Annotated in this window: 18 protein-coding genes; 7 read left to right on the plus strand and 11 right to left on the minus strand. The window is 61.1% G+C overall.

From position 1 onward, the window contains the following. Positions 1-167 precede the first annotated feature (167 nt). The 3 genes from rocF (at position 168) to BJ928_RS22090 (ending at position 3,874) form a co-directional block, all read left to right on the plus strand. On the plus strand, positions 168-1,103 hold the full coding sequence (gene rocF, locus BJ928_RS22080) for an arginase (protein WP_047630686.1): 936 nt from the start codon (positions 168-170) through the stop codon (positions 1,101-1,103). A gap of 323 nt (positions 1,104-1,426) precedes the next feature. After that, positions 1,427-1,903 (plus strand): chemotaxis protein CheW, encoded by a 477-nt coding sequence (locus tag BJ928_RS22085; protein ID WP_047630685.1) that lies wholly within the window; start codon positions 1,427-1,429, stop codon positions 1,901-1,903. A 297-nt stretch (positions 1,904-2,200) separates the two neighbouring features. After that, positions 2,201-3,874: a methyl-accepting chemotaxis protein gene (locus tag BJ928_RS22090; protein WP_047630684.1), complete on the plus strand. Its 1,674-nt coding sequence runs from the start codon at positions 2,201-2,203 to the stop codon at positions 3,872-3,874. 71 nt (positions 3,875-3,945) lie between these two features. Here BJ928_RS22090 and BJ928_RS22095 read toward each other — a convergent pair whose 3' ends face one another. The 9 genes from BJ928_RS22095 to BJ928_RS22135 form a co-directional block, all read right to left on the minus strand. After that, positions 3,946-5,607, minus strand: a complete 1,662-nt coding sequence (locus tag BJ928_RS22095; RefSeq protein ID WP_047630683.1) for an OFA family MFS transporter — start codon at positions 5,605-5,607, stop codon at positions 3,946-3,948. A 109-nt stretch (positions 5,608-5,716) separates the two neighbouring features. Then, complete coding sequence (locus tag BJ928_RS22100; protein ID WP_047630682.1) at positions 5,717-5,983, minus strand: formate dehydrogenase subunit delta; 267 nt, start codon at positions 5,981-5,983, stop codon at positions 5,717-5,719. Then, on the minus strand, positions 5,973-6,800 hold the full coding sequence (fdhD, locus tag BJ928_RS22105) for a formate dehydrogenase accessory sulfurtransferase FdhD (RefSeq protein ID WP_047630681.1): 828 nt from the start codon (positions 6,798-6,800) through the stop codon (positions 5,973-5,975). Before fdhD ends, BJ928_RS22100 begins: the two co-directional genes overlap by 11 nt. A gap of 274 nt (positions 6,801-7,074) precedes the next feature. After that, the gene (fdhF, locus tag BJ928_RS22110; protein ID WP_047630680.1) at positions 7,075-9,954 is read right to left on the minus strand and encodes a formate dehydrogenase subunit alpha; all 2,880 of its coding nucleotides are present in this window, start codon (positions 9,952-9,954) and stop codon (positions 7,075-7,077) included. Between the two features lie 5 nt (positions 9,955-9,959). Next, positions 9,960-11,516, minus strand: coding sequence for an NADH-quinone oxidoreductase subunit NuoF (locus tag BJ928_RS22115; RefSeq protein ID WP_047630679.1), 1,557 nt, complete (start codon positions 11,514-11,516; stop codon positions 9,960-9,962). Further along, the gene (locus BJ928_RS22120; protein ID WP_047630678.1) at positions 11,513-11,992 is read right to left on the minus strand and encodes a formate dehydrogenase subunit gamma; all 480 of its coding nucleotides are present in this window, start codon (positions 11,990-11,992) and stop codon (positions 11,513-11,515) included. The genes BJ928_RS22115 and BJ928_RS22120 overlap by 4 nt, the downstream gene beginning before the upstream one ends. Before the next feature lie 164 nt (positions 11,993-12,156). Beyond that, on the minus strand, positions 12,157-13,050 hold the full coding sequence (locus tag BJ928_RS22125; protein WP_047630677.1) for a LysR family transcriptional regulator: 894 nt from the start codon (positions 13,048-13,050) through the stop codon (positions 12,157-12,159). A 70-nt stretch (positions 13,051-13,120) separates the two neighbouring features. Next, complete coding sequence (locus BJ928_RS22130; RefSeq protein ID WP_047630676.1) at positions 13,121-13,459, minus strand: metalloregulator ArsR/SmtB family transcription factor; 339 nt, start codon at positions 13,457-13,459, stop codon at positions 13,121-13,123. A 101-nt stretch (positions 13,460-13,560) separates the two neighbouring features. After that, positions 13,561-14,331, minus strand: a complete 771-nt coding sequence (locus BJ928_RS22135; protein WP_047631024.1) for an SDR family oxidoreductase — start codon at positions 14,329-14,331, stop codon at positions 13,561-13,563. A 97-nt stretch (positions 14,332-14,428) separates the two neighbouring features. Here BJ928_RS22135 and BJ928_RS22140 point away from each other — a divergent pair, with 97 nt between their 5' ends. Together BJ928_RS22140 and glpD are read left to right on the plus strand one after the other, a co-directional pair. Further along, a complete protein-coding gene (locus BJ928_RS22140) occupies positions 14,429-15,202 on the plus strand; it encodes a DeoR/GlpR family DNA-binding transcription regulator (RefSeq protein ID WP_047630675.1) in 774 nt (257 codons plus the stop codon). A 114-nt stretch (positions 15,203-15,316) separates the two neighbouring features. Then, entirely contained in the window at positions 15,317-16,828 is a 1,512-nt protein-coding gene (gene glpD / locus BJ928_RS22145; protein WP_047630674.1) for a glycerol-3-phosphate dehydrogenase, read from the plus strand. Between the two features lie 10 nt (positions 16,829-16,838). Here the strand turns inward: glpD and soxR are convergent, their stop codons facing one another. Then, on the minus strand, positions 16,839-17,300 hold the full coding sequence (soxR, locus tag BJ928_RS22150; RefSeq protein WP_047630673.1) for a redox-sensitive transcriptional activator SoxR: 462 nt from the start codon (positions 17,298-17,300) through the stop codon (positions 16,839-16,841). A gap of 73 nt (positions 17,301-17,373) precedes the next feature. On the opposite strand from soxR, the gene BJ928_RS22155 reads away from it, so the two are divergent. After that, complete coding sequence (locus BJ928_RS22155) at positions 17,374-17,949, plus strand: NAD(P)H-dependent oxidoreductase (RefSeq protein WP_047630672.1); 576 nt, start codon at positions 17,374-17,376, stop codon at positions 17,947-17,949. Between the two features lie 172 nt (positions 17,950-18,121). Continuing rightward, entirely contained in the window at positions 18,122-19,333 is a 1,212-nt protein-coding gene (locus BJ928_RS22160) for an acyltransferase (protein ID WP_047631022.1), read from the plus strand. 47 nt (positions 19,334-19,380) lie between these two features. On the opposite strand, the gene BJ928_RS22165 is transcribed toward BJ928_RS22160, so the two are convergent. Next, the gene (locus BJ928_RS22165; protein WP_047630671.1) at positions 19,381-20,502 is read right to left on the minus strand and encodes a mandelate racemase/muconate lactonizing enzyme family protein; all 1,122 of its coding nucleotides are present in this window, start codon (positions 20,500-20,502) and stop codon (positions 19,381-19,383) included. Positions 20,503-20,509 lie beyond the last annotated feature (7 nt).

Consider the following 20,509-nt stretch of genomic DNA (forward strand, 5'->3'; position numbering starts at 1 on the left):
AAGCCGAAGAGGATGCTGCCCGGCCGCCAATATGCTTGTCATTTTTGCCAAATCGAATTGATCAATTCGCCAAAAGCCAGCCAATTTTGGACAATTTTCCATCTTTTTGCTGTCATGCGGAAAATCGATAATGTGGGCAACAGCCTCTAACCCTCGGAGCAATGCCGATGAATACCCAATCCACTCCCGTTACCCTGATCGGCGTTCCCCTGGAGGAAGGCTCCGGCCGCCGCGGCGCCGGCATGGGCCCGACGGCGCTCCGCATCGCCGGCATCGAAACCACGCTGATCGAACTCGGCCATCGCGTCACGGACAGCGGCGACCTGCATCCGGCGCCGGCGGCAGACCTGCCGGAGCATCCGCAGGCGCATAATCTGAAGATCGTCGGCGCCTTCACGCGCGCGCTGGAAGCAAAGGTTTTCGATGTCGTATCGTCAGGCGGTTTCCCGCTGATCCTTGGCGGCGACCATAGCCTGTCCATGGGCAGCGTTTCCGGCATGGCCCGCCATGCAGCCGAAGTCGGCCGTCCGCTGTTCGTGCTCTGGCTCGACGCCCATTCCGATTTCAATTCGCCGGCCACCTCGCCGTCAGGCAATATTCATGGCATGCCTGTCGCCTATTATTGCGGCGAGGCCGAGATCGAGGGCGTGCTGCCGGCCGGCCGGCCGCTGGTCGACCCGACGAAGGTGTTCCAGGTCGGCATCCGCTCCGTCGACGCGCGCGAGCGTGAGGAAATCCGCGAGCACGGCGTGAACGTCTTCGACATGCGCTCGCTCGACGAGCAGGGTGTCGCGGCTATCATGCGCAAGGTGCTCGATACCGTCAGCGCCGCCAACGGCCTGCTGCATGTCAGCTTCGACGTTGATTTTCTCGATCCGGACATAGCACCGGGCGTCGGAACCACGGTGCCGGGCGGCGCCACCTATCGAGAGGCGCATCTGATCATGGAGATGCTGTCCGACAGCAACCTCGTCTCGTCGCTCGATCTCGTCGAACTCAACCCCTTCCTCGACGATCGTGGCAAGAGCGCCCGCGTTCTCGTGGAGATGGCTGCAAGCCTCTTCGGCCGCCGCATCTTCGATCGCCCGACCCGGGCCGCCTGAGGCTGTCCATTCTTCCCTCGAGACCATCCTCGCCCTTCGACAAGCTCAGGGTGAGGATGGAGCGAAGCCGGCCCTCGATACGGCGCATGATTTTTCAACAACACGGAAGATCAGCCCTCATGGTGAGGAGGCCCAAAGGCCCGTCTCGAACCACGAGGGCGGGTGGCTGGCCTCCCTTTACAACCTCCATACTTCCAGCATCGTGCTCTACGTGCTTATACTGCCGAAACCGTGTGTATAGATTTAGGTTTGAGCAATGTTCTTGCTCTATCGTGCCAACAACACGCCGGATTTGGCGTCACGGTTCAATGGGAAGAACGTTCATGGCCACGATCAATTCCACCAGCTTCAGCGGCGAAACTTTGGAGATCATTGCTTTCCGGCTGCATGATCAGGAATTCTGCGTCAAGACCACCACGATCCGCGAAATTCGCGGCTGGGCGCCGTCGACGCCGATCCCGCACGCACCGGCCGATGTCATCGGCGTCATGAACCTGCGCGGCTCGGTAATCCCGATCATCGACCTCGCCTACAAGCTCGGCATGCAGAGCACGGTCGCCAACGAGCGCAGCGCCATCGTTGTTGCCGAAGTACACAACATGGTCATCGGCATGCTCGTTGACCGTGTCTCGGATATTCTCACGATCGCCTCCGAACAGGTTCAGCCCGTTCCGGAAGTAACCGCCTCCTTCGATCGCGCCTATTGCGAAGGCATCATCGCAACGGAGAACGGCATGATCTGCTTCCTGAACCTTGCCAAGATGTTCAAGGAAAACGAGACAGACGAACTCGCTGCATAACTTCGCAGCATATTCCGCTTTTAAGAACCGTCGCCCTTCCGCGGCGGTTTTTGTTTCCTAGTTATTTTAGTTAATTATGTTTTATTTAAATTATAATTTCTAATGCGCTAATTTTTACTCAATATTAAGGGAGAAAGATCCATCATCGATTGTGAAGCGAGGAAAGAAAATACAATCTCAACATTCCGACCATCCCGAGCGGAACGCCGTTTCTGGCGCGCCGACGAGCGCGGCCGCCCGCTTCGATGCCATCAATCGACGCCCGGGCAGGCGCGAGCTTTATGAGAGGGAATAGGAATGTTCAGTCTATCATCGGATGCCAGCCGCATTCTTTCCGCCGTTTCCAAATCGCAGGCCATCATCGAGTTCGACCTTCAGGGCAAGGTCCTGACCGCAAACGAGAATTTCTGCCGCGCGCTCGGCTATGACCTCAAGGAGATCGTCGGCAACCACCACCGGATGTTCTGCGACCCCGCCTATATCACGACCCCTGCCTATCACGATTTCTGGGCGCGTCTCGGCCGCGGCGAATATGATGCCGGCACCTACAAGCGGCTCGCCAAGGGCAATCGCGAGATCTGGATACAGGCCTCCTACAACCCCGTCTTCCGCAACGGTAAGCCGGTGAAGGTTGTAAAATTCGCGGCCGACGTCACCGAAACCAAGAGGAAGGCAATCGACGACGCCGGCAAGCTCGAGGCGATTTCCCATTCGCAGGCCGTCATCGAATTCCTGCCGACCGGCGAGATCCTGACGGCGAACGAGAACTTCTGCAACGCCATGGGGTATGCGCTCGGCGAGATCGTCGGCAAGCATCACAGCCTCTTCTGCGATCCGACCTATGCCCGCACGGAGGAATACAAGCGCTTCTGGCAACGTCTGGCGCAAGGCGAGTTCATCGCCAACGAATTCGTCCGCTACGGCAAGGGCGGCAAGGAAATCTGGATTCAAGCCGCCTATAATCCGATCGTCGATGCCGACGGCAAGGTCTACAAGGTCGTGAAATTCGCGACGGATGTCACGTCGCGCATGAGCGCCATCAGCGAACTCGCCGGCGCGCTGCGCAACCTCTCGGAAGGCGATCTGACGAAAAAGGTCGAACGGCCCTTCGTGCCGTCCATGGAGCAGCTTCGCCACGATTTCAACGCGACGATCGAGAAGCTTTCCGAGACGCTGACCACCGTCGGCCACAATGCCAGCGCCATTGCCGCCGGCTCGCGGGAGCTCGGTGATTCGGCAGAAGCTTTCTCGAGACGCACCGAACAGCAGGCCGCTTCCGTTGAGGAAACGGCGGCGGCTCTCGAAGAGATCACCACGACGGTCGCCGATTCCAGCCAGCGTGCCGAAGAGGCCGGACGTCTCGTGGCCGAAACCAAGCGAGGCGCCGAGCAATCCGGCACGGTGGTGCGCAGCGCCGTCGCCGCCATGGACCAGATCGAGAAGTCCTCGCGCGAAATCACCAACATCATCGGCGTCATCGACGACATTGCTTTCCAGACCAACCTTCTGGCGCTGAATGCCGGCGTCGAGGCGGCGCGTGCCGGCGAGGCGGGCAAGGGCTTCGCGGTCGTCGCGCAGGAGGTGCGGGAGCTGGCGCAGCGCTCCGCCAGCGCCGCCAAGGAGATCAAGGCGCTGATCACCGCCTCAAGCGAGCACGTCAAGAACGGCGTCGGCCTGGTCGGCCAGACCGGCAAGGCACTGGAAGAGATCGTCACCCAGGTCGGCGACATCAACACCAACGTCGCTGCCATCGTGAAAGCTTCGAAGGAACAGACGATCGGTCTCAGGGAAATCAATTCGGCGATCAATTCGTTGGACCAGACCACCCAGCAAAATGCCGCCATGGTCGAGGAAAGCACGGCCGCAAGCCTCCGGCTCGCCAACGAGGCCGATGCGCTGCACACGCTGCTCGCCCAGTTCCGCCTGGCCGACTCGATGATCCGCGACATGGTGATGCGGCGCGCGGCATAGCACCTCGCATCTTTCCATCCAGAACAAGCCGCCCCGAGAGATCGGAGCGGCTTTCTCATGTTCAAGGACGGTTATCCGAACAGCGCATAGGTGCTCTTGATCGTCACCCAGACACCCCAGAGCAGCGGAATCCCGACCAGCGCCCAGGCAATCAGCGCCTTGCCGTCGAACCCGCCCTTGCCGATGCCGAAGGAGCCGGTGGGGCCGGCATTGGCGGCAGCGGTCTTTGCCTGTAGCGCGGCCACTTCCTCGTCCGACATGAACCACTTGTCGGCAAGCGGCCTGACCAGCGAATTGGCAATCAACCCCAATGCCAGCATGGCTGCGAGGATATACATGGTGAAGGTATAGAGCTGCGCGCCTTCCACGCCTGCCGCCTTTTGCGCCTCGCGGATATAATTGACCACGACCGGCCCGATAATCCCTGCCGTCGCCCAGGCCGTCAGCAGCCGGCCATGGATCGCGCCGACGAACTGGGTTCCGAAGATATCGGCGAGATAGGCGGGAACGGTCGCGAAACCGCCGCCATACATCGACAGGATAATGCAGATCGCGCCGACGAACAGCACCTTGCTGTGAATGCCCGCGGCCCACGGAGCCAGGATGTAAAGCGCGATGCCGATGACGAAGAAGCAATAATAGGTATTCTTGCGGCCGATCTTGTCGGACAGCGACGCCCAGAAAAAGCGGCCGCCGATGTTGAAAAGCGAGATCAGTCCGGCAAAGCCCGCCGCAATGGCCGCGACCGTCGCCACCTGATCCTTGCTGAGATCGGTGAACTTCAGATCCGGCAAGCCGATCAGGGCACCGCCGAAGATTTCCTGCAGCATCGGTGAGGCCATGCCGATGACGCCGATACCGGCCGAGACGTTGAGGCACAGCACGGCCCAGATCAGCCAGAACTGCGGGGTCCTATGTGCGTTATGCAGGTGCACGTGCTTCGTCGTGATCATCGTGCTTTTGGCAGCGGGCGGCGTCCAGCCTTCAGGACGCCAGCCCGCCGGCGGCAGGCGATAGCCGAAGGCACCACCCATCATGAAGATGAAGTAGATCACCGCCATGACGATAAAAGTCTGCCAGACGCCGACCGAACCGTCGACGCGGAAGTGGTTCATCAGCAGGCTTGCGAGCGGCGCACCGATCATCGCGCCGCCGCCGAAACCCATGATCGCCATACCGGTCGCCATGCCGCGCCGGTCGGGAAACCATTTGATCAGTGTCGACACCGGCGAGATGTAGCCGAGGCCGAGCCCGATACCGCCAATGACACCCGCCCCGATCCACATGATCCAGAGCTGGTGGAAGATGACGCCGATCGCCGCGATCACAATGCCGCCGCACCAGCAGCAGGCGGCAACGACGCCGGCCTTGCGTGGCCCGGCCCGTTCCAGCCAGCCACCCCAGATGGCTGCGGAGGAGCCGAGCAGCACGAAGAACAGCGTATAGATCCAGCCGAGGTCGCTGACGCGCCAGTCGCAGCTCGTCGTGAACAGGGCCGTCAGCAGATTGAGGCTGGCGCATTCGGCCGGAGGTGGCGCCGCGGTGCCGAGCGCCTTGGAGAGCGGCAGCCAGAAGACGCTGAAGCCATAGGCCATGCCGATGCAGAGATGGATTGCCAGCGCAGCCGGCGGCACGAGCCACCGGTTAAATCCGGGCTTGGCAATGATGCGCTCGCGATCAAGCAGCCCCGCCGGCGCCGTACCTCGGGAAATATTCGTATCCGCAGCCGTCATGAACAACTCCTCCTTGTTTCAAAGACCGGCACCCCTTCCCTGATCGGGAATCGCATTCGTGGACGGAGCCTCCACTCTCCATCCCCTCACCCTCGCATGTCCCTGAATACTAAGCCGACTTACTTTCGCCTATCGGAGCCGGCCTGTGGATCAGCACGGCCGCCTCCAGAACCAGAGGATTCAGCCCGCTATCTCCATGATCGATGATCGCAAAAAGCTGGCGCCGCATACGCGGCTCCCAGAATTTGTTGATGTGCGTCGCAACTCCCTGAACCGCTTCGCCCGCCGGCTGCGTCTTGAAGAAGGTGGCGATCTGGTTCGCCATGTAGATGAGCTTCGTCTCGGTCTTGCCGTGCGGCGTTTCGTCAGGCGACATCGGCGATGCTCCCAGTGATGATGCGATGCGGATGGGTGAAAATCTCGAAATCGTCGCCGCGCACCAGCGCCACCAACGTCATGCCGGCCTCCTCGGCCGTACGGATGGCAAGCGCTGTCGGCGCGGAGATCGCGACAAGGACCGAGCTGCCCAATATCGCCGCCTTCTGCACCATTTCGACGGACAGGCGGCTAGTGACGGCGACCACGCCATCGCCCCCCTTGCGGCCGGAGCTGATGACGGCGCCGCAGAGCTTGTCCAACGCATTGTGCCGGCCGACATCCTCGCGCACGGCCAGCAGCCCCTCGGATGGGATATAGAAGCCCGCCCCGTGTACGGCGCGCGTCTCGCGATGCAGCGGCTGCGCGTCGTTGAGAAGCGCAATCGCGCGAACGATATCTTTCTGTGTCAGCGAAAGCCCGACCTTGGAAACGTCGGGCACCTTGCGCACCGCCTGCTCGATCGATTCGATGCCGCAGAGGCCACAGCCGACGGGGCCTGCCATATGGCGCCGACGCAGCCGCAGGGCATCCGCGACATCGTCGACCAGGCTGATCTGTACATCGATCCCCTGCTCGTCCTCGATCGGCTCGATCGCCGCGATCTGATCGATGTCGGTGATGATCCCCTCGGTCAGGCTGAAGCCGACGGCAAAATCCTCGATATCGGCAGGCGTTCCCATCATGACGGCATGCGACGTGCCGCCATAGGAAAAGGCGATCGGCACCTCCTCGGGGACGATGCGAGAACCCGAACGAACCAGGCCATTGCGGCGGGCGGTTTCGGGAACGGTGGTGGTTGGGGTGAACTTGGTCATATGGCTGCGATACCGGCATATTCTTTAACAGCACCACAAACTTTGGTGTTCGTGGAAAGCGAATACCCCCCTCTGTCACTCCGTGACATCTCCCCCACAAGGGGGGAGATCAGCAGGACGCAAACGCGCGCTCCTGTGATACCCACAGAGGGTGTTTCCAAGGGGATGGTGTCCATTATCTTGCGAGGAGAGCACCACCCATTAACAATCTCCCCCCTTGTGGGGGAGATGTCACGAAAGTGACAGAGGGGGGTATCACTTCTCGCACTTCGGCTCACTCCGCAGCCTCCATCTTCCCGGCGATGCGGCGGGACTGCTTGGCCTGCTCGTCATAGTCAACCTGCCACTGCGACGGACCATTCGACGGCGAGACCTGCACGGCCGTCACCTTATATTCCGGGCAATTCGTCGCCCAGTCGGTGTAGTCAGTCGTAATGACATTCGCCTGCGTATCCGGATGGTGGAAGGTCGTGTAGACGACGCCGGGCGCCACGCGGTCGGTAATCAAGGCGCGAAGCGTCGTGTCGCCGGAGCGGCTGCTGAGCCTGACCCAATCACCCTCGCGGATACCGCGCTGTTCCGCATCGTGCGGATGGATTTCCAGCCGATCTTCCGCATGCCACATGACGTTCTCGGTGCGTCGCGTCTGTGCGCCGACATTGTACTGGCTGAGAATGCGCCCGGTGGTCAGCAGCAGCGGGAAGCGCGGCCCGGTGCGCTCGTCTGTGGGAACATATTCCGTGCGGATGAACTTGCCCTTGCCGCGCACGAAACCGTCGATGTGCATGATCGGCGAGCCGAGCGGCGTCTTCTCGTTGCAGGGCCACTGCACCGAACCCATCTTCTCCAGATAGTCGTAGGAGACCAGAGCGAAGCTCGGCGTCGTCGCTGCGATCTCGTCCATAATCTCGGATGGGTGCGCGTAGTTCCAGCCGAGGTCCATGGCCTGCGCCATCTTCTGCGTCACTTCCCAGTCGGCGTAGCCGTTGCGTGGCGTCATCACCTTGCGCACGCGATTGATGCGGCGCTCGGCATTGGTGAAGGTGCCGTCCTTTTCCAGGAACGTCGAGCCGGGCAGGAAGACATGCGCGTAGTTGGCCGTCTCGTTGAGGAAGAGGTCGTGGACGACGACGCATTCCATCGCGGCAAGGCCGGCTGCCACATGCTTGGTATCCGGATCGGACTGGAGGATATCTTCACCCTGGATGTAGATGCCCTTGAAGGTGCCTTCGACGGCGGCATCCAGCATGTTCGGGATGCGCAAGCCGGGCTCGTTGTTGAGCTTCACGCCCCAGAGCTTTTCGAAGATGTCGCGGGTGGCATCGTCGGAGATGTGGCGATAGCCCGGCAGTTCATGCGGGAAGGAGCCCATGTCGCAGGAGCCCTGAACATTGTTCTGGCCGCGCAGCGGGTTCACGCCGACGCCCGGACGGCCGATATTGCCAGTCACCATCGCGAGGTTGGCGATCGCCATGACCGTGGTCGAGCCCTGGCTGTGCTCGGTGACACCGAGGCCGTAATAGATCGCGCCATTGCCGCCCTTGGCAAATAGGCGAGCGGCACCGCGAACGAGTTCGGGAGAAACGCCGGTATATTTTTCGGTTTCCTCCGGGCTGTGCTGCGGCTCGGAAACGAAGGCTGCCCAGTCCTCGAATTCGGACCAGTCGCAGCGCTCGCGGATGAACTTCTCGTCGAACAGGCCTTCGGTGACGATGACGTGGGCAAGCGCCGTCATCATCGCAACATTGGTGCCCGGCTTCAGCGGCAGATGATAGCTGGCTTCCACATGCGGCGTGCGAACCAGATCGATACGGCGGGGATCGATGACGATGAGCTTGGCGCCCTGACGCAGCCGCTTCTTCAGGCGCGAGCCGAAGACCGGATGGCCATCCGTGGGGTTGGCGCCGATGACGATGACGACATCGGAATGCTCGACGCTATCGAAATTCTGCGTGCCGGCCGAAGTGCCGAAAGCCTGGCCGAGGCCATAGCCTGTCGGCGAATGGCAAACGCGGGCGCAGGTATCGACATTGTTGTTGCCGAAGCCGGCGCGCACCAGCTTCTGCACCAGATACGTCTCCTCATTCGTGCAGCGTGAGGACGTGATGCCGCCGATGGAATCGCGGCCATATTGATATTGCAAGCGCTTGAACTCGGTGGCGACATGGGCAAAGGCCTCGTCCCAGGTTACTTCGCGCCATGGGTCTGTGACCTTCTCGCGCACCATCGGGTTGAGGATGCGATCCTTGTGGGTCGAATAGCCATAGGCGAAGCGACCCTTGACGCAGGAATGGCCGCGATTGGCCTGGCCATCCTTCCAGGGCACCATGCGCACCAGCTCCTCGCCGCGCATCTCCGCCTTGAACGAGCAGCCGACGCCGCAATAGGCGCAGGTGGTGACGACTGAATGTTCGGGCTGGCCGATCGAGATCACAGACTTTTCGGTCAGCGTCGCCGTTGGACAGGCCTGCACGCAGGCGCCGCAGGAGACGCATTCCGAATCGATGAAATGCTCGTGCATGCCGGGCGAGACGCGCGAGCCGAAGCCACGCCCCTCAATGGTCAGTGCAAAGGTGCCCTGCACTTCCTCGCAGGCGCGAACACAGCGCGAGCAGACGATGCACTTGGAGGGATCATAGGTGAAATAGGGGTTCGACTCGTCCTTCGGCATCCATTTCAGATTGATGTCGCCGTTGTTGCGTGCCTTGACGTGGTTGTCACCCTCGTAGCCATAGCGCACATCGCGCAGGCCGACGGCGCCTGCCATGTCCTGCAACTCGCAATCGCCATTGGCAGCGCAGGTCAGACAGTCGAGCGGGTGGTCGGAGATATAGAGTTCCATCACGCCGCGGCGGATGTCCTTCAGCCGGCCGGTCTGCGTGTGCACGACGAGGCCAGGTGCGACCGGCGTGGTGCACGAGGCCGGCGTGCCGTTGCGGCCTTCGATCTCGACGAGACAGAGGCGGCAGGAACCGAAAGCGTCGACCATGTCGGTGGCGCAGAGCTTCGGCACCTGGATGCCGGCTTCCATCGAGGCCCGCATGATCGACGTGCCCTCAGGCACGCTGATCTGACGGCCATCGATGGTCAGCGTCACCATGGTTTCGGAGGTGGAGGCGGGCGTGCCGTAGTCGATTTCTGGAACGAGGGACATGGATCTTACTCCGCCGCTTCAATCAAGGGTGCCGGAGAAAAGTCCTCCGGAAAATGGGTCATCGCGCTCATGACGGGATAGGGTGTGAAACCACCGAGCGCGCAGAGCGAGCCGAACTTCATCGTGTTGCAGAGATCGGCAAGCAGAACTCTGTTCTTCTCAGGCTCGATTCCTTGGGCGATCTTGTCGGCCGTCTCGACGCCGCGCGTCGAGCCGATGCGGCAGGGCGTGCACTTGCCGCAGCTTTCGACCGCGCAGAATTCCATCGCGAACCGCGCCTGCTTCAGCATGTCGGCGGTATCGTCGAAGACGACGATGCCGGCATGGCCGATCAGGCCATCCTTGGCCGCGAAGGCCTCATAGTCGAACGGGGTGTCGAACAAGCCACGCGGGAAATACGCTCCGAGCGGACCACCCACCTGCACCGCCTTGACCGGCCGCCCGGTTATCGTGCCGCCACCAATCCTGTCGACGATATCGCCGAGCGAAAGGCCGAAGGCTGTCTCATAAAGACCGCCATGCTTGACGTTGCCGGCGATCTGCAGCGGGATCGTGCCGCGCGAGCGGCCCATGCCGAAGTCACGATAGAACGCTGCGCCCTTGTCCATGATGATGGGGACAGAGGCGAGCGAGATTACGTTGTTGATGACTGTAGGGCAGTTGAACAGGCCCTTATGCGCCGGCAGCGGCGGCTTGGCGCGCACGATGCCGCGCTTGCCCTCGAGGCTGTTCAGCAGCGCCGTTTCCTCGCCGCAGACGTAAGCGCCAGCGCCGGTGCGGATTTCCATGTCGAACGCCTTGCCGGAACCGAGCACCGAAGCGCCGAGAATGCCGGCCTTGCGGGCGATTTCCACCGCTTCCGTCATCGCAGCAATCGCATGCGGATATTCCGAACGCGTATAGACGAAGCCCTTGGTCGCGCCCGTCGCGAGACCTGCGATCGCCATGCCCTCGATCAGCACGAAGGGATCGCCTTCCATGATCATCCGGTCGGCAAATGTACCGCTATCGCCCTCGTCTGCATTGCAGACGATGTATTTGCGGTCACCCGGCGCATCGAGCACCGTCTTCCACTTGATGCCGGTCGGGAAGCCAGCCCCGCCGCGGCCGCGCAGGCCGGAATCGGTGACGTCCTTGACGATATCGCCAGCCGCCATGCCGATCGCGCGACGCAACCCCTTCAGGCCGCCATGAGCTTCATAATCCGACAGCGAGAGCGGATCGGTAATGCCGCAGCGGGCAAAGGTCAGGCGGGTCTGTTCCTTGAGGAATGGGAGGCTTTCGACCTCCCCAAGACAGAGCGGATGCTCGCCGCCTTCAGCGAGCCCGGCATCGAAGAGTGCCGCTACGTCCTTTGCCTTTACCGGCCCATAGCCGATGCGCTTGCCGCTAATCTCGACCTCGACCAGCGGCTCGAGCCAGAACATGCCGCGCGAACCGTTGCGCACGATGCGCGCATCCAGGCCACGTTTGTCAATTTCCTGCGCAACCGATGTCGCCACCTTCTCCGCACCGAGAGAAAGGGCAGCCGCGTCACGGGGGATATAGATGGTGAGCGTCATTGGCGCGCCTCCTTAACGAGGTCGTCAGCGCTTTCGTCGTCGAGCCGGCCATAGAGTTCGCCATCCAGCATCGCCGCCGGCGCGCAGGCGCAGAGCCCGAGACAGTAGACCGGCTCCAGCGTGACGCTGCCATCGAGCGTGGTCTGATGGAAATCGATGCCGAGCAGCCGCTTGACGCGCTCCGCCAGCGCATCGCCGCCCATCGACTGACAGGCCTCGGCGCGACAGAGCTTGAGGACATGGCGACCCGTGGGGTGATCGCGATAATCATGATAGAAGGTCATGACGCCATGTACTTCGGCGCGCGAGAGGTTCAGTGCCTTGGCAATCAGCGGCAGCGCATCCTGCGGCACATAGCCGAACTCCTCTTGAATTCCATGAAGGATCGGCAAAAGCGGCCCCTCCATCGATTTCATGTTATCGATGATGGTGCCGGCACGGTTTGCGATATCGCCCGCGCCTTGATTCAAACTCATCAGCAGCCTCCTGCGCACAACCCCGAAAGCCGTCGAGCGGCTCTCGGAAACGCTTGTGCGGCATTTCCTCCTCGGACGTACGATCACTACGCCCCAAAAATAAAGTCGCAGGGAGGCGGCAAAGGATCAATAATGCAGTCCCGTTGCTTGATAGAAAATTTCTATCAAACCTTATCACCTTCTGCGAGCAATCTTGCTTCATGCAACAAGGCGGAGACGAGGGGCGTAAAGGGCTCGCGGTGTGTGGCAACCAGGCCGACGAGATGCTCCGCGTCGGGCTCCGTGATCGGGATCTTGCGAATATCGGAAGGAAATCCGAAGGAATCGGCGATATTCTTCGGCATGATGCTCGCCCATCGCCCGGTCTGCACATGCGAAAACAGCACGATCATCGAATTGGATTCAAGCGTCGGCTTGGCTGGGACTCCCGCCTCCGTGAGATGCCGGTTGATGATGCGGCGGTTTTGCATGTCTGCAGTCAATAGACAAAGCCGAAGATCGCCGACCTCCTTCCAGGTGACTGTTTTTCGCTCGGAAAACGGGCTGCCGGCCGCCGTGATGAGATGATAGCGCTCGGCATAGAGCGGTACGCTCGTGACCCGGCCGAGCGGCTCGTTTTCCAAATAAGTAATGCCGGCATCGATCTCGAGATTTTCGAGCAGGCTCAGAACCTGCAGCGAGTTGCGCGATAGGATGGAAAAGGTGACGTCCGGATGCCTTTCCTGAAAGGGCGTGGTGATTTTCTGCACCATCGCCAGCGCCGTCGGAATCGCCGCGATCCGGATGTGACCGGCAAGACCCTTGCGCGCCGCGCGCATCTCCTCGCGCATGGTGCGGCTGTCGCCGACGATGCGGCGGGCCCATTCGAGCACGCGCTGTCCCTCCGGCGTCAACCCTTGAAAGCGTGAGCCGCGGCTGACGAGTATCACGCCAAGTTGATCTTCCAATTGCCGGATCGCAGCCGACAATGTCGGCTGCGTCACGCCGCATTCTTCGGCTGCGCGACCAAAATGCTTCTGATTCGCCAACGCGATGAAGAATTCCAGCTTTTCGATCATCCCACTCTCCCGCAGGAAAAGAGTTAGACCGGCCGCCCGGCAAGCGCAACACGCAAGGAGGCTTCAGATCTCAGCGATCGCCCGGGCAAAAGGCTTTCTGCAGGGAATCGACGACGGCGCAGATTTCCGACCGCGCAACGGCGTAGTGGATAAGCCGCCCTTCGCGACGCGTATCGACCAGCTTGTCCAGGCGAAGGCGTGCCAGATGTTGCGAGACGACGGCCTGCGGCAGATCGAGAAGAGCCTCGAGTTCCATCACCGTTTTCTCGTGCTTGGCAAGCATGAAAAGAATTGCCAGACGGGTCTCATGGGACAGCGCTTTTAACAGGGCGCTCGCCTTTCGCGCCCTATCGGTCATTTCCTCGACATTATGCTCTGCTGCACCACCCTGCGGTAGAGACGACGACATATCACAGCCTCTAGTGAGAACCCCTAGAGGTATGCTTATAATATTATCAAACCACACGCTGATTCAAAAAAGACATGGAAAACCAAAAAAGGTCCGTTTTATCAGCAGATAAGCTGGCCGCCATTGATCTCGACCACCTGCCCGGTGATGTAGCCGGAAAGCGAAGGTGACGCGAGGAAGAGATAGGCGGGCGCGCAATCTTCCGGTGTGCCGAGGCGTTGAAGCGGGATCGCCTTGCGTGTCTGCTCCAGCTTCTCTCTGGATGAATAGCGCTCATGGAAATCGGTCGCTATCGTGCCCGGTGAGACACAGTTCACTCGAATGCCATCGGGCGCCAGCTCGCGCGCCAATGCTTTCGAATAGGTCGAGACGAAGGCCTTCGACGCGGAATAGATCGCCGATCCCGGACTGCCGCCCGTCAGCGCGGAAATCGAAACCGTATTGACGATCGCAGCCTGCCCGGCGGCCCGCAGCAGCGGCAACAGCCCCCTCGTCACTTCCATGACGGAGGTCTGATTGAGCTGAACGATCCCCGCATATTGCTCGTCCGTCAATTCGCCGGCGGGGAAGCGGCCGACCATCGTTCCGGCATTGTTGACCAGCACGTCCACGCGGTCGAAACGCTCGCCGGCGGCGCTGACGAAATCGCGCGTGCCGTTGCTGGTAGCAAAATCGCCGGCAATCAGGAAGGCGCGGCGGTCGGCCTCCGCCTCCATCAGAAAGTCAGGCAACTGGCGCGCGGCATCACGGCCGATATGCGCGAGAACGTGGGCGCCGCAATCGAGAAACTGCCGCGCGACCTCCAGCCCGATACCCCGGCCGGCGCCGGTGACCACGACGTTGCGATTTTCGAATAGCTTCGGATGAAACACCATGACCTCCCCAATCGCACTATTCGCGCGCCGGTAATTGCGGAATTTTCACTTTATCATATGATGACGAAAAAACGAAAGAAAGGGAGCGAAAACCATGTTCCTGTCCGGGCGCCAGACGGAGATTCTCGACATCGCCAAGGCGGAGGGGCGCGTGCTGGTGGAGGAACTGGCGCTGCGTTTCTCGGTGACGCCGCAAACCATCCGCAAGGATCTGAACGACCTCTGCGACGGGCGCGTGCTGTCGCGCGTGCATGGCGGCGCGATCTTTCCCGGCGGAACCGAGAACGTGAAATACGAAGCGAGACGCTCTATCGCCGCATCCGAGAAACATGCAATCGGCCGAGCCGCCGCCAGCCTGATCCCCAACAACAGCTCGCTTTTCATCAACATCGGCACCACGACCGAGGCCGTCGGCGAGGCGCTTCTCGGTCATCAGGAATTGATGGTCATCACGAATAACATCAATGTCGCCAATAAGTTGCGTATTTTCCCATCCATCGAGGTCGTCATTTCCGGCGGTGTGGTGCGCGGCTCGGACGGCGGCATCGTCGGCGAGGCAGCCGTCGATTTCATCAAGCAGTTCAAGGTTGACTATGCCGTCATCGGCGCCTCCGCGATCGATCCTGACGGCGCGCTTCTGGATTTCGATTTTCGCGAAGTGAAAGTTGCGCAGGCCATCATCGCCAATGCCCGGCATGTCATCCTCGTCGCCGACAGCACCAAGTTCGAACGAACCGCCCCGGTTCGCATCGGCCATCTCTCGCAGGTTCATACGTTCGTAACAGACGAATGTAGTATCGAATCCGTGCGATCCATCGCTGCGGAACATGACGTGCATCTCGTTGAAACCTCTCGCAGATCGGCCTGATTGGCTCGTTTTCTGTCAAGAAACGTTCGTTTGACATTCATATTTGTTTCGCTTTAGATGAATTAATTTCGTTTTTCGCTTTCGCGGAATGAATTGATCTTTGTGGGGTGACGGGTGAGCGAGCAGGTCTACGACATCTTCGTTATCGGCGGCGGCATCAATGGCTGCGGCATCGCCCGCGATGCCGCGGGCCGCGGCTACAAGGTCGCACTCGCCGAAATGAACGACTTCGCCTCCGGCACATCGTCAGGCGCCACCAAGCTCATCCATGGCGGGCTGCGCTACCTCGAACATTATGAATTCCGCCTGGTGCGCGAATCGCTGATGGAGCGCGAAGTGCTCTGGGCCATGGCGCCGCACATCATCTGGCCGATGCGCTTCGTGCTGCCCTATCACAAGGGCGGCATCCGGCCCGCCTGGCTCATTCGTCTCGGCCTTTTCCTCTACGATCACCTCGGCGGGCGAAAGCTCTTGCCGCCGACGGCGACGCTGGACATGAAAACCGACCCTGCCGGCAAGCCGCTGAAGGCGCTTTTCACCAAAGCCTTCGAATATTCCGACGGCTGGGTCGACGATGCCCGCATGGTGGTTCTGAACGCGCGCGACGCGGCCGATCGCGGCGCAACGATCATGCCGCGAACGAAGGTGATCTCCGCCCGGCGCGAAGGTGCCGTGTGGGCCATCGAAACGGAAAACACGGCCAATGGCGAGAAGCGGCAGTTCCGCTCGCGCATGCTGGTCAATGCCGCCGGCCCCTGGGTCGACCATGTCCTGTCGGATGCCTTCGGCAAGAACCAGGTGCACAACGTTCGCCTCGTTCAGGGCAGCCATATCATCGTGCGCAAGAAGTTCGACGGTCCCCGCGCCTATTTCTTCCAGAACCCGGACAACCGCATCATCTTCGCCATTCCCTATGAGCAGGATTTCACGCTGATCGGCACCACGGATCGCGACTACAAGGACGATCCGAAGGACGTGAAGATCAGCGAGGAGGAAACCCTCTATCTGTGCAATGCCGCCAGCGAATATTTCAAGGAACCGGTAAGGCCCGAGGATATCGTCTGGACCTATTCGGCCGTGCGCCCGCTTTATGACGACGGCGCGTCCAAGGCGCAGGAAGCGACCCGCGATTACGTGCTGAAGGTCGAAGGCGAAGAGGGTCAGGCGCCGCTCTTGAACGTTTTCGGCGGCAAGCTCACCACCTATCGCCGGCTCGGCGAACATGCGCTGGAAAAAATCGGCGAGGCGATCGGCCTCAAGGGCACGCCCTGGACCGCCAAGAGCTCGCTGCCCGGCGGCGACTTTCCGGCACGCGGCTATGACGCGGAAGTCTCCAAGCTCAAGTCGCGCTACCCTTTCCTTGCCGATCAACATGCCCGCCGCCTCGTTCGCCGCTACGGCACGCGGTCGGCGATGATCCTTGGTGACGCAAAGACCATCGCCGATCTCGGCCGCTGTTTCGGAAGCGATCTCTACGAGGCGGAAGTGCGGTACCTGATAGATCAGGAATGGGCTCACAATGCCACGGACATCCTCTGGCGCCGCTCCAAGAAAGGTCTCTACCTCTCGAAGGATGAAGCCGCAGCCCTCGACAGCTACATGGCCGACAGCCGCGTCCACGCCTGATCTCGGCGCATCATTCGGGATCGAGCAGTCTCGGCCCCGCTCCTTCCTCCGAAAGCTGGTCCCATGGATTTCTCAGCGGACAGCCTTCGAGCGACAGGCAGCCGCAACCGATGCAGCTGTCCAATTGATTGCGAAGCCCCTGCAGGCGCCTGATCCTGGCGTCGAGATCGTCTTTCCATAGTTCCGAAAGCACTTTCCAATCGGATGCCGTGGGCGTGCGCCCCTGCGGCAGGGCACCGAGCGCCGCCTGCACCTCAGCGAGCGGAATGCCGACCCGTTGCGCCACCTTGATGATCGCGACGCGTCGCAGCACTTCGCGAGGATAACGCCGCTGGTTGCCGCGGCTGCGATGGCTCTCAATCAGCCCTTTCGCCTCATAGAAATGCAGCGCGGATACCGCTACACCGCTGCGCGCCGCCACCTCGCCGACCGTCAGGAGTCTCGAAAATTGCGCGGGATCGATTCTTGCCATTTTGCCTATTGACCTCAACTTTGCTTGAGGTTTTATAACTCCAGCTCCAAACCGCGTAAAGCAGGAGCATGACATGACCGAAAGAACCCGGCTGGCGATTATCTACGGCAGCACCCGCCCGGGTCGTTTGTGTGATCGAGTGGTCAATTGGGTAGCCCGCGAGCTGGCACACTACCCCCTCATCGATATCGACCTGATCAATCCCCTCGAATTTGATCTGCCGTTCCAGCACGACCGGGCGCACGCCGGCGTCAACGCCCTTTCCGACCGGCTTTCGGAGGCGGACGCCTTCATTATCGTCACGCCCGAATACAATCACAGCTTCACGGCATCGCTGAAATTCGTGCTCGATCTCGTCTATGAACCATGGCACGGCAAACCCGTCGCCTTCGTTTCCTATGGCGGCATTTCCGGCGGCTTGCGCGCCGTCGAACAATTGCGGGTGGTGCTTGCGGAACTGCATACGGTGACGGTGCGCGACACCGTGAGCTTCGCCAATCCGTGGGGCCGATTCGCCGAAGACGGCACGCTGGAAGATCCGCTCGAAGCCAGAAAATCGCTGGTACTGATGATCGCGCGGCTGAACTGGTGGAGCAATGCGCTAAAGCCGGCGCGCTCCATGCGGCCCTATCGTTCCGCCGCCGCCTGAGCCATCCCGAAACATTGCGAATCCGATCTCCCGTTTCTGGCAGGTGCGGAAGATCGGTTCGACGCTCGGGTCTGGCACCTCAGATCCGGGCGTCCTGCCGCCAGGAAAGGGCCTTGCCGAAACCGTCGCGATCCCCTAACCCAACGAACAGGGAGTTTTGACGGACAAGGAAATGCAGAACGGCAAGCGGCTGGGAGGAGCGGATTTCATGCGCGCCGTCGCATGCCTGATGGTGCTCGTTCATCATCTCGTTCTCCGGATGAATTTCTACAAGATCCCGCCGAACCTGGATATGACCTTTATACTGGCGCGCTTCGGCAACCACGGCGTCTCGGTCTTCTTCGTCCTCAGCGGCTTTCTTCTCGCGCGCCCCTTCTGGCTGGCGCTGGATAGAGCCCAGCCCATGCCATCGCTGAAGATTTACGCCATGCGCCGCGCCGCGCGCATCCTGCCGGGCTTCTGGTTTGCCCTGACGGTTGGTTTCCTGATCAGCTTCACCATCTACGGCTTTCCACTGGATGCAGAGCTGATTGGCCGCTACATCGCCGGCTTTTTCCTCATGAGCCAATGGCATTGGCGCACCTTTTTCCCGGTGCAGGGTGACGGACCCTTGTGGTCGATCCCCTTCGAGACGACCTGCTATGTCCTGATGCCGATCGGCTTCCTGCTGCTGTTCAATGCCAAATTGAGATCGCGCTCCGCCATCGTCAGCCGCCTGCTCTGGATCGGCATCATCGCGGTATCATTGGTCGGCCACTGGCTTGTCGTCACCTATCTGCCGACCGACAGCGTCGGGCGCGGATGGCAATATGGTTTCCAGGGCGGCGCCAAGGAATGGATGCCGCGCTACAATCCCATCGGCTTCTTCGCGATATTCGCGATCGGCGCGCTGGCCGCCGGTATCCAGACCATCCTCCCGGCCCGTCGCTCGGTACTCTATGACATTATCGGCGCGCTCGCGATCGTCATGGGCGCATGGCAGCTGCCGCAGTCGATCGGCGGCGCGGGAGAAGGCTATGCCTGGCTCGGCATTCCCTATCAATTCCCGCTGCTGCCGCTGGCGGTCGCAACAGCGCTTTGCACGCTTCCGCAATCGCTGCTGCTGGCTAGACTACTGGACAATCCCGCGAGCCGCTATGTCGCCACCGTCTCCTTCGGCATCTACATCTGGCAGGATATCGTGCTGACCCTGATGCCGCAGCTCTTCCCATCGTCCTTCGGCGCGGGCTCGGACAACGTGCTGGGCGGCTGGATCGTCTCAAGCCTCATCGCAACCGCCATCATCTTCGCCATCGGCACGCTGAGCTATGTGCTGCTCGAACGCCCTGTCATCCAGTGGGCGCGAACACGGGAAGGCAAAGCAATGCGACCCGCCACTGCGTGACGGGCCGTAAATGAAATGGCTGGTAGCGAAAGTTTTTGAATGCGTTCCTAGATGCGCGTCGCCTTCAGCCGCTCCTCGTCGAGAACGATACCGAGCCCCGGCGCGACGCCGAGGTCGAGCCAGCCGGCATCGTGCTTGAGCGGCGAGGCCATCGGATAATCGCGGCGGGCTTCGCTCCACTCCGGATTATCATAAGGATATTCGAGCCAGGCAGCATCGGCAACGCCGGCCGTCAGGTGCGCATTGGCCAGCACGCCGATGCCGTTCGTCCAGGAATGCGGCGTGAACTGCACGCCGGCCTCGCGCGCCTGATAGGCCAGCCGCCGGCAGCCGGTGATACCGCCGACCAGCGCGACATCGGGCTGCACGACGTCGAAGGCGCGTTCCTCGATGATATCTCGGAATTCATAGAGTTCGCGCGTCATCTCGCCGCCGACGATGCGCACCGAGGTTGCGTGCTTCAATTCCTTCATGCCCTTGCGGTCGGAACGGTGAAGCGGCTCTTCCATCCAGTAGACGCCGAGCCGTTCCAGCTCTTTGGCAACGGTTAGCGCATCCTTGAAGGTCCAGGGCAAGGTCGTATCCCAGGGCATACGCCAGCCCTGATTGCAGTCGACCATCAGTTCCAGCCGATCGCCGACGCGGGCGCGGATCGCTTCCAGCGCCTTGACGTCTTCGCGCCAACCGCCGCGACCGCCAGAAGACGAGGAGAAGCGCACCTTCATGGCTGGGAAGCCTTCGTCGATGTAACGCTGGGCCTGGTCGGCCATGGCCGTGGGCTCGCGCAGCACGCCGGAGGAGGCATAAAGCCGCACGCGGCCGGCACGGCCGCCGAGCATCCGCCAGACCGGCTCGCCGGTGATCTTGCCGGAAAGGTCCCACAGCGCCAGGTCCATCGGCCAGCAGCGGCCATAATGGAAGTTGATATGCGACAGGACTTCATAGTGCCGCTCGAGGTGTCGAGGGTCCTGTCCTATGAACAGGTCCTCGTGCCCTTCGAAACCCTTCATCAGGTCGCCGGAGCCAATGCCCTCACGGCCTTCATCATCCCGGACGCGAACGATGGTCGCATCGAAATGCCGACGCGGGCGGCCGTCCCAGCTCGCCTTGAAGGCGGGATCAAGCGGCAGGCGGTGATGGGTGATTTCGATGGAAACGATCTTGCTCATTATGGCT

Source organism: Rhizobium sp. WW_1 (assembly GCF_003610155.1).
Lineage (GTDB): Bacteria > Pseudomonadota > Alphaproteobacteria > Rhizobiales > Rhizobiaceae > Rhizobium > Rhizobium tropici_A.

Coding starts and splice junctions, on each gene's coding strand:
- BJ928_RS22130 (WP_047630676.1), bottom strand. CDS start 13,459: ATGTCGTCGTCTCTACCGCAGGGTGGTGCAGCAGAGCATAATGTCGAG.
- BJ928_RS22140 (WP_047630675.1), top strand. CDS start 14,429: ATGTTCCTGTCCGGGCGCCAGACGGAGATTCTCGACATCGCCAAGGCG.
- fdhD (WP_047630681.1), bottom strand. CDS start 6,800: ATGACCAAGTTCACCCCAACCACCACCGTTCCCGAAACCGCCCGCCGC.
- BJ928_RS22155 (WP_047630672.1), top strand. CDS start 17,374: ATGACCGAAAGAACCCGGCTGGCGATTATCTACGGCAGCACCCGCCCG.
- BJ928_RS22095 (WP_047630683.1), bottom strand. CDS start 5,607: ATGACGGCTGCGGATACGAATATTTCCCGAGGTACGGCGCCGGCGGGG.
- fdhF (WP_047630680.1), bottom strand. CDS start 9,954: ATGTCCCTCGTTCCAGAAATCGACTACGGCACGCCCGCCTCCACCTCC.
- rocF (WP_047630686.1), top strand. CDS start 168: ATGAATACCCAATCCACTCCCGTTACCCTGATCGGCGTTCCCCTGGAG.
- soxR (WP_047630673.1), bottom strand. CDS start 17,300: ATGGCAAGAATCGATCCCGCGCAATTTTCGAGACTCCTGACGGTCGGC.
- BJ928_RS22090 (WP_047630684.1), top strand. CDS start 2,201: ATGTTCAGTCTATCATCGGATGCCAGCCGCATTCTTTCCGCCGTTTCC.
- BJ928_RS22100 (WP_047630682.1), bottom strand. CDS start 5,983: ATGTCGCCTGACGAAACGCCGCACGGCAAGACCGAGACGAAGCTCATC.
- BJ928_RS22115 (WP_047630679.1), bottom strand. CDS start 11,516: ATGACGCTCACCATCTATATCCCCCGTGACGCGGCTGCCCTTTCTCTC.
- BJ928_RS22165 (WP_047630671.1), bottom strand. CDS start 20,502: ATGAGCAAGATCGTTTCCATCGAAATCACCCATCACCGCCTGCCGCTT.
- BJ928_RS22160 (WP_047631022.1), top strand. CDS start 18,122: ATGCAGAACGGCAAGCGGCTGGGAGGAGCGGATTTCATGCGCGCCGTC.
- BJ928_RS22120 (WP_047630678.1), bottom strand. CDS start 11,992: ATGAGTTTGAATCAAGGCGCGGGCGATATCGCAAACCGTGCCGGCACC.
- BJ928_RS22125 (WP_047630677.1), bottom strand. CDS start 13,050: ATGATCGAAAAGCTGGAATTCTTCATCGCGTTGGCGAATCAGAAGCAT.
- BJ928_RS22085 (WP_047630685.1), top strand. CDS start 1,427: ATGGCCACGATCAATTCCACCAGCTTCAGCGGCGAAACTTTGGAGATC.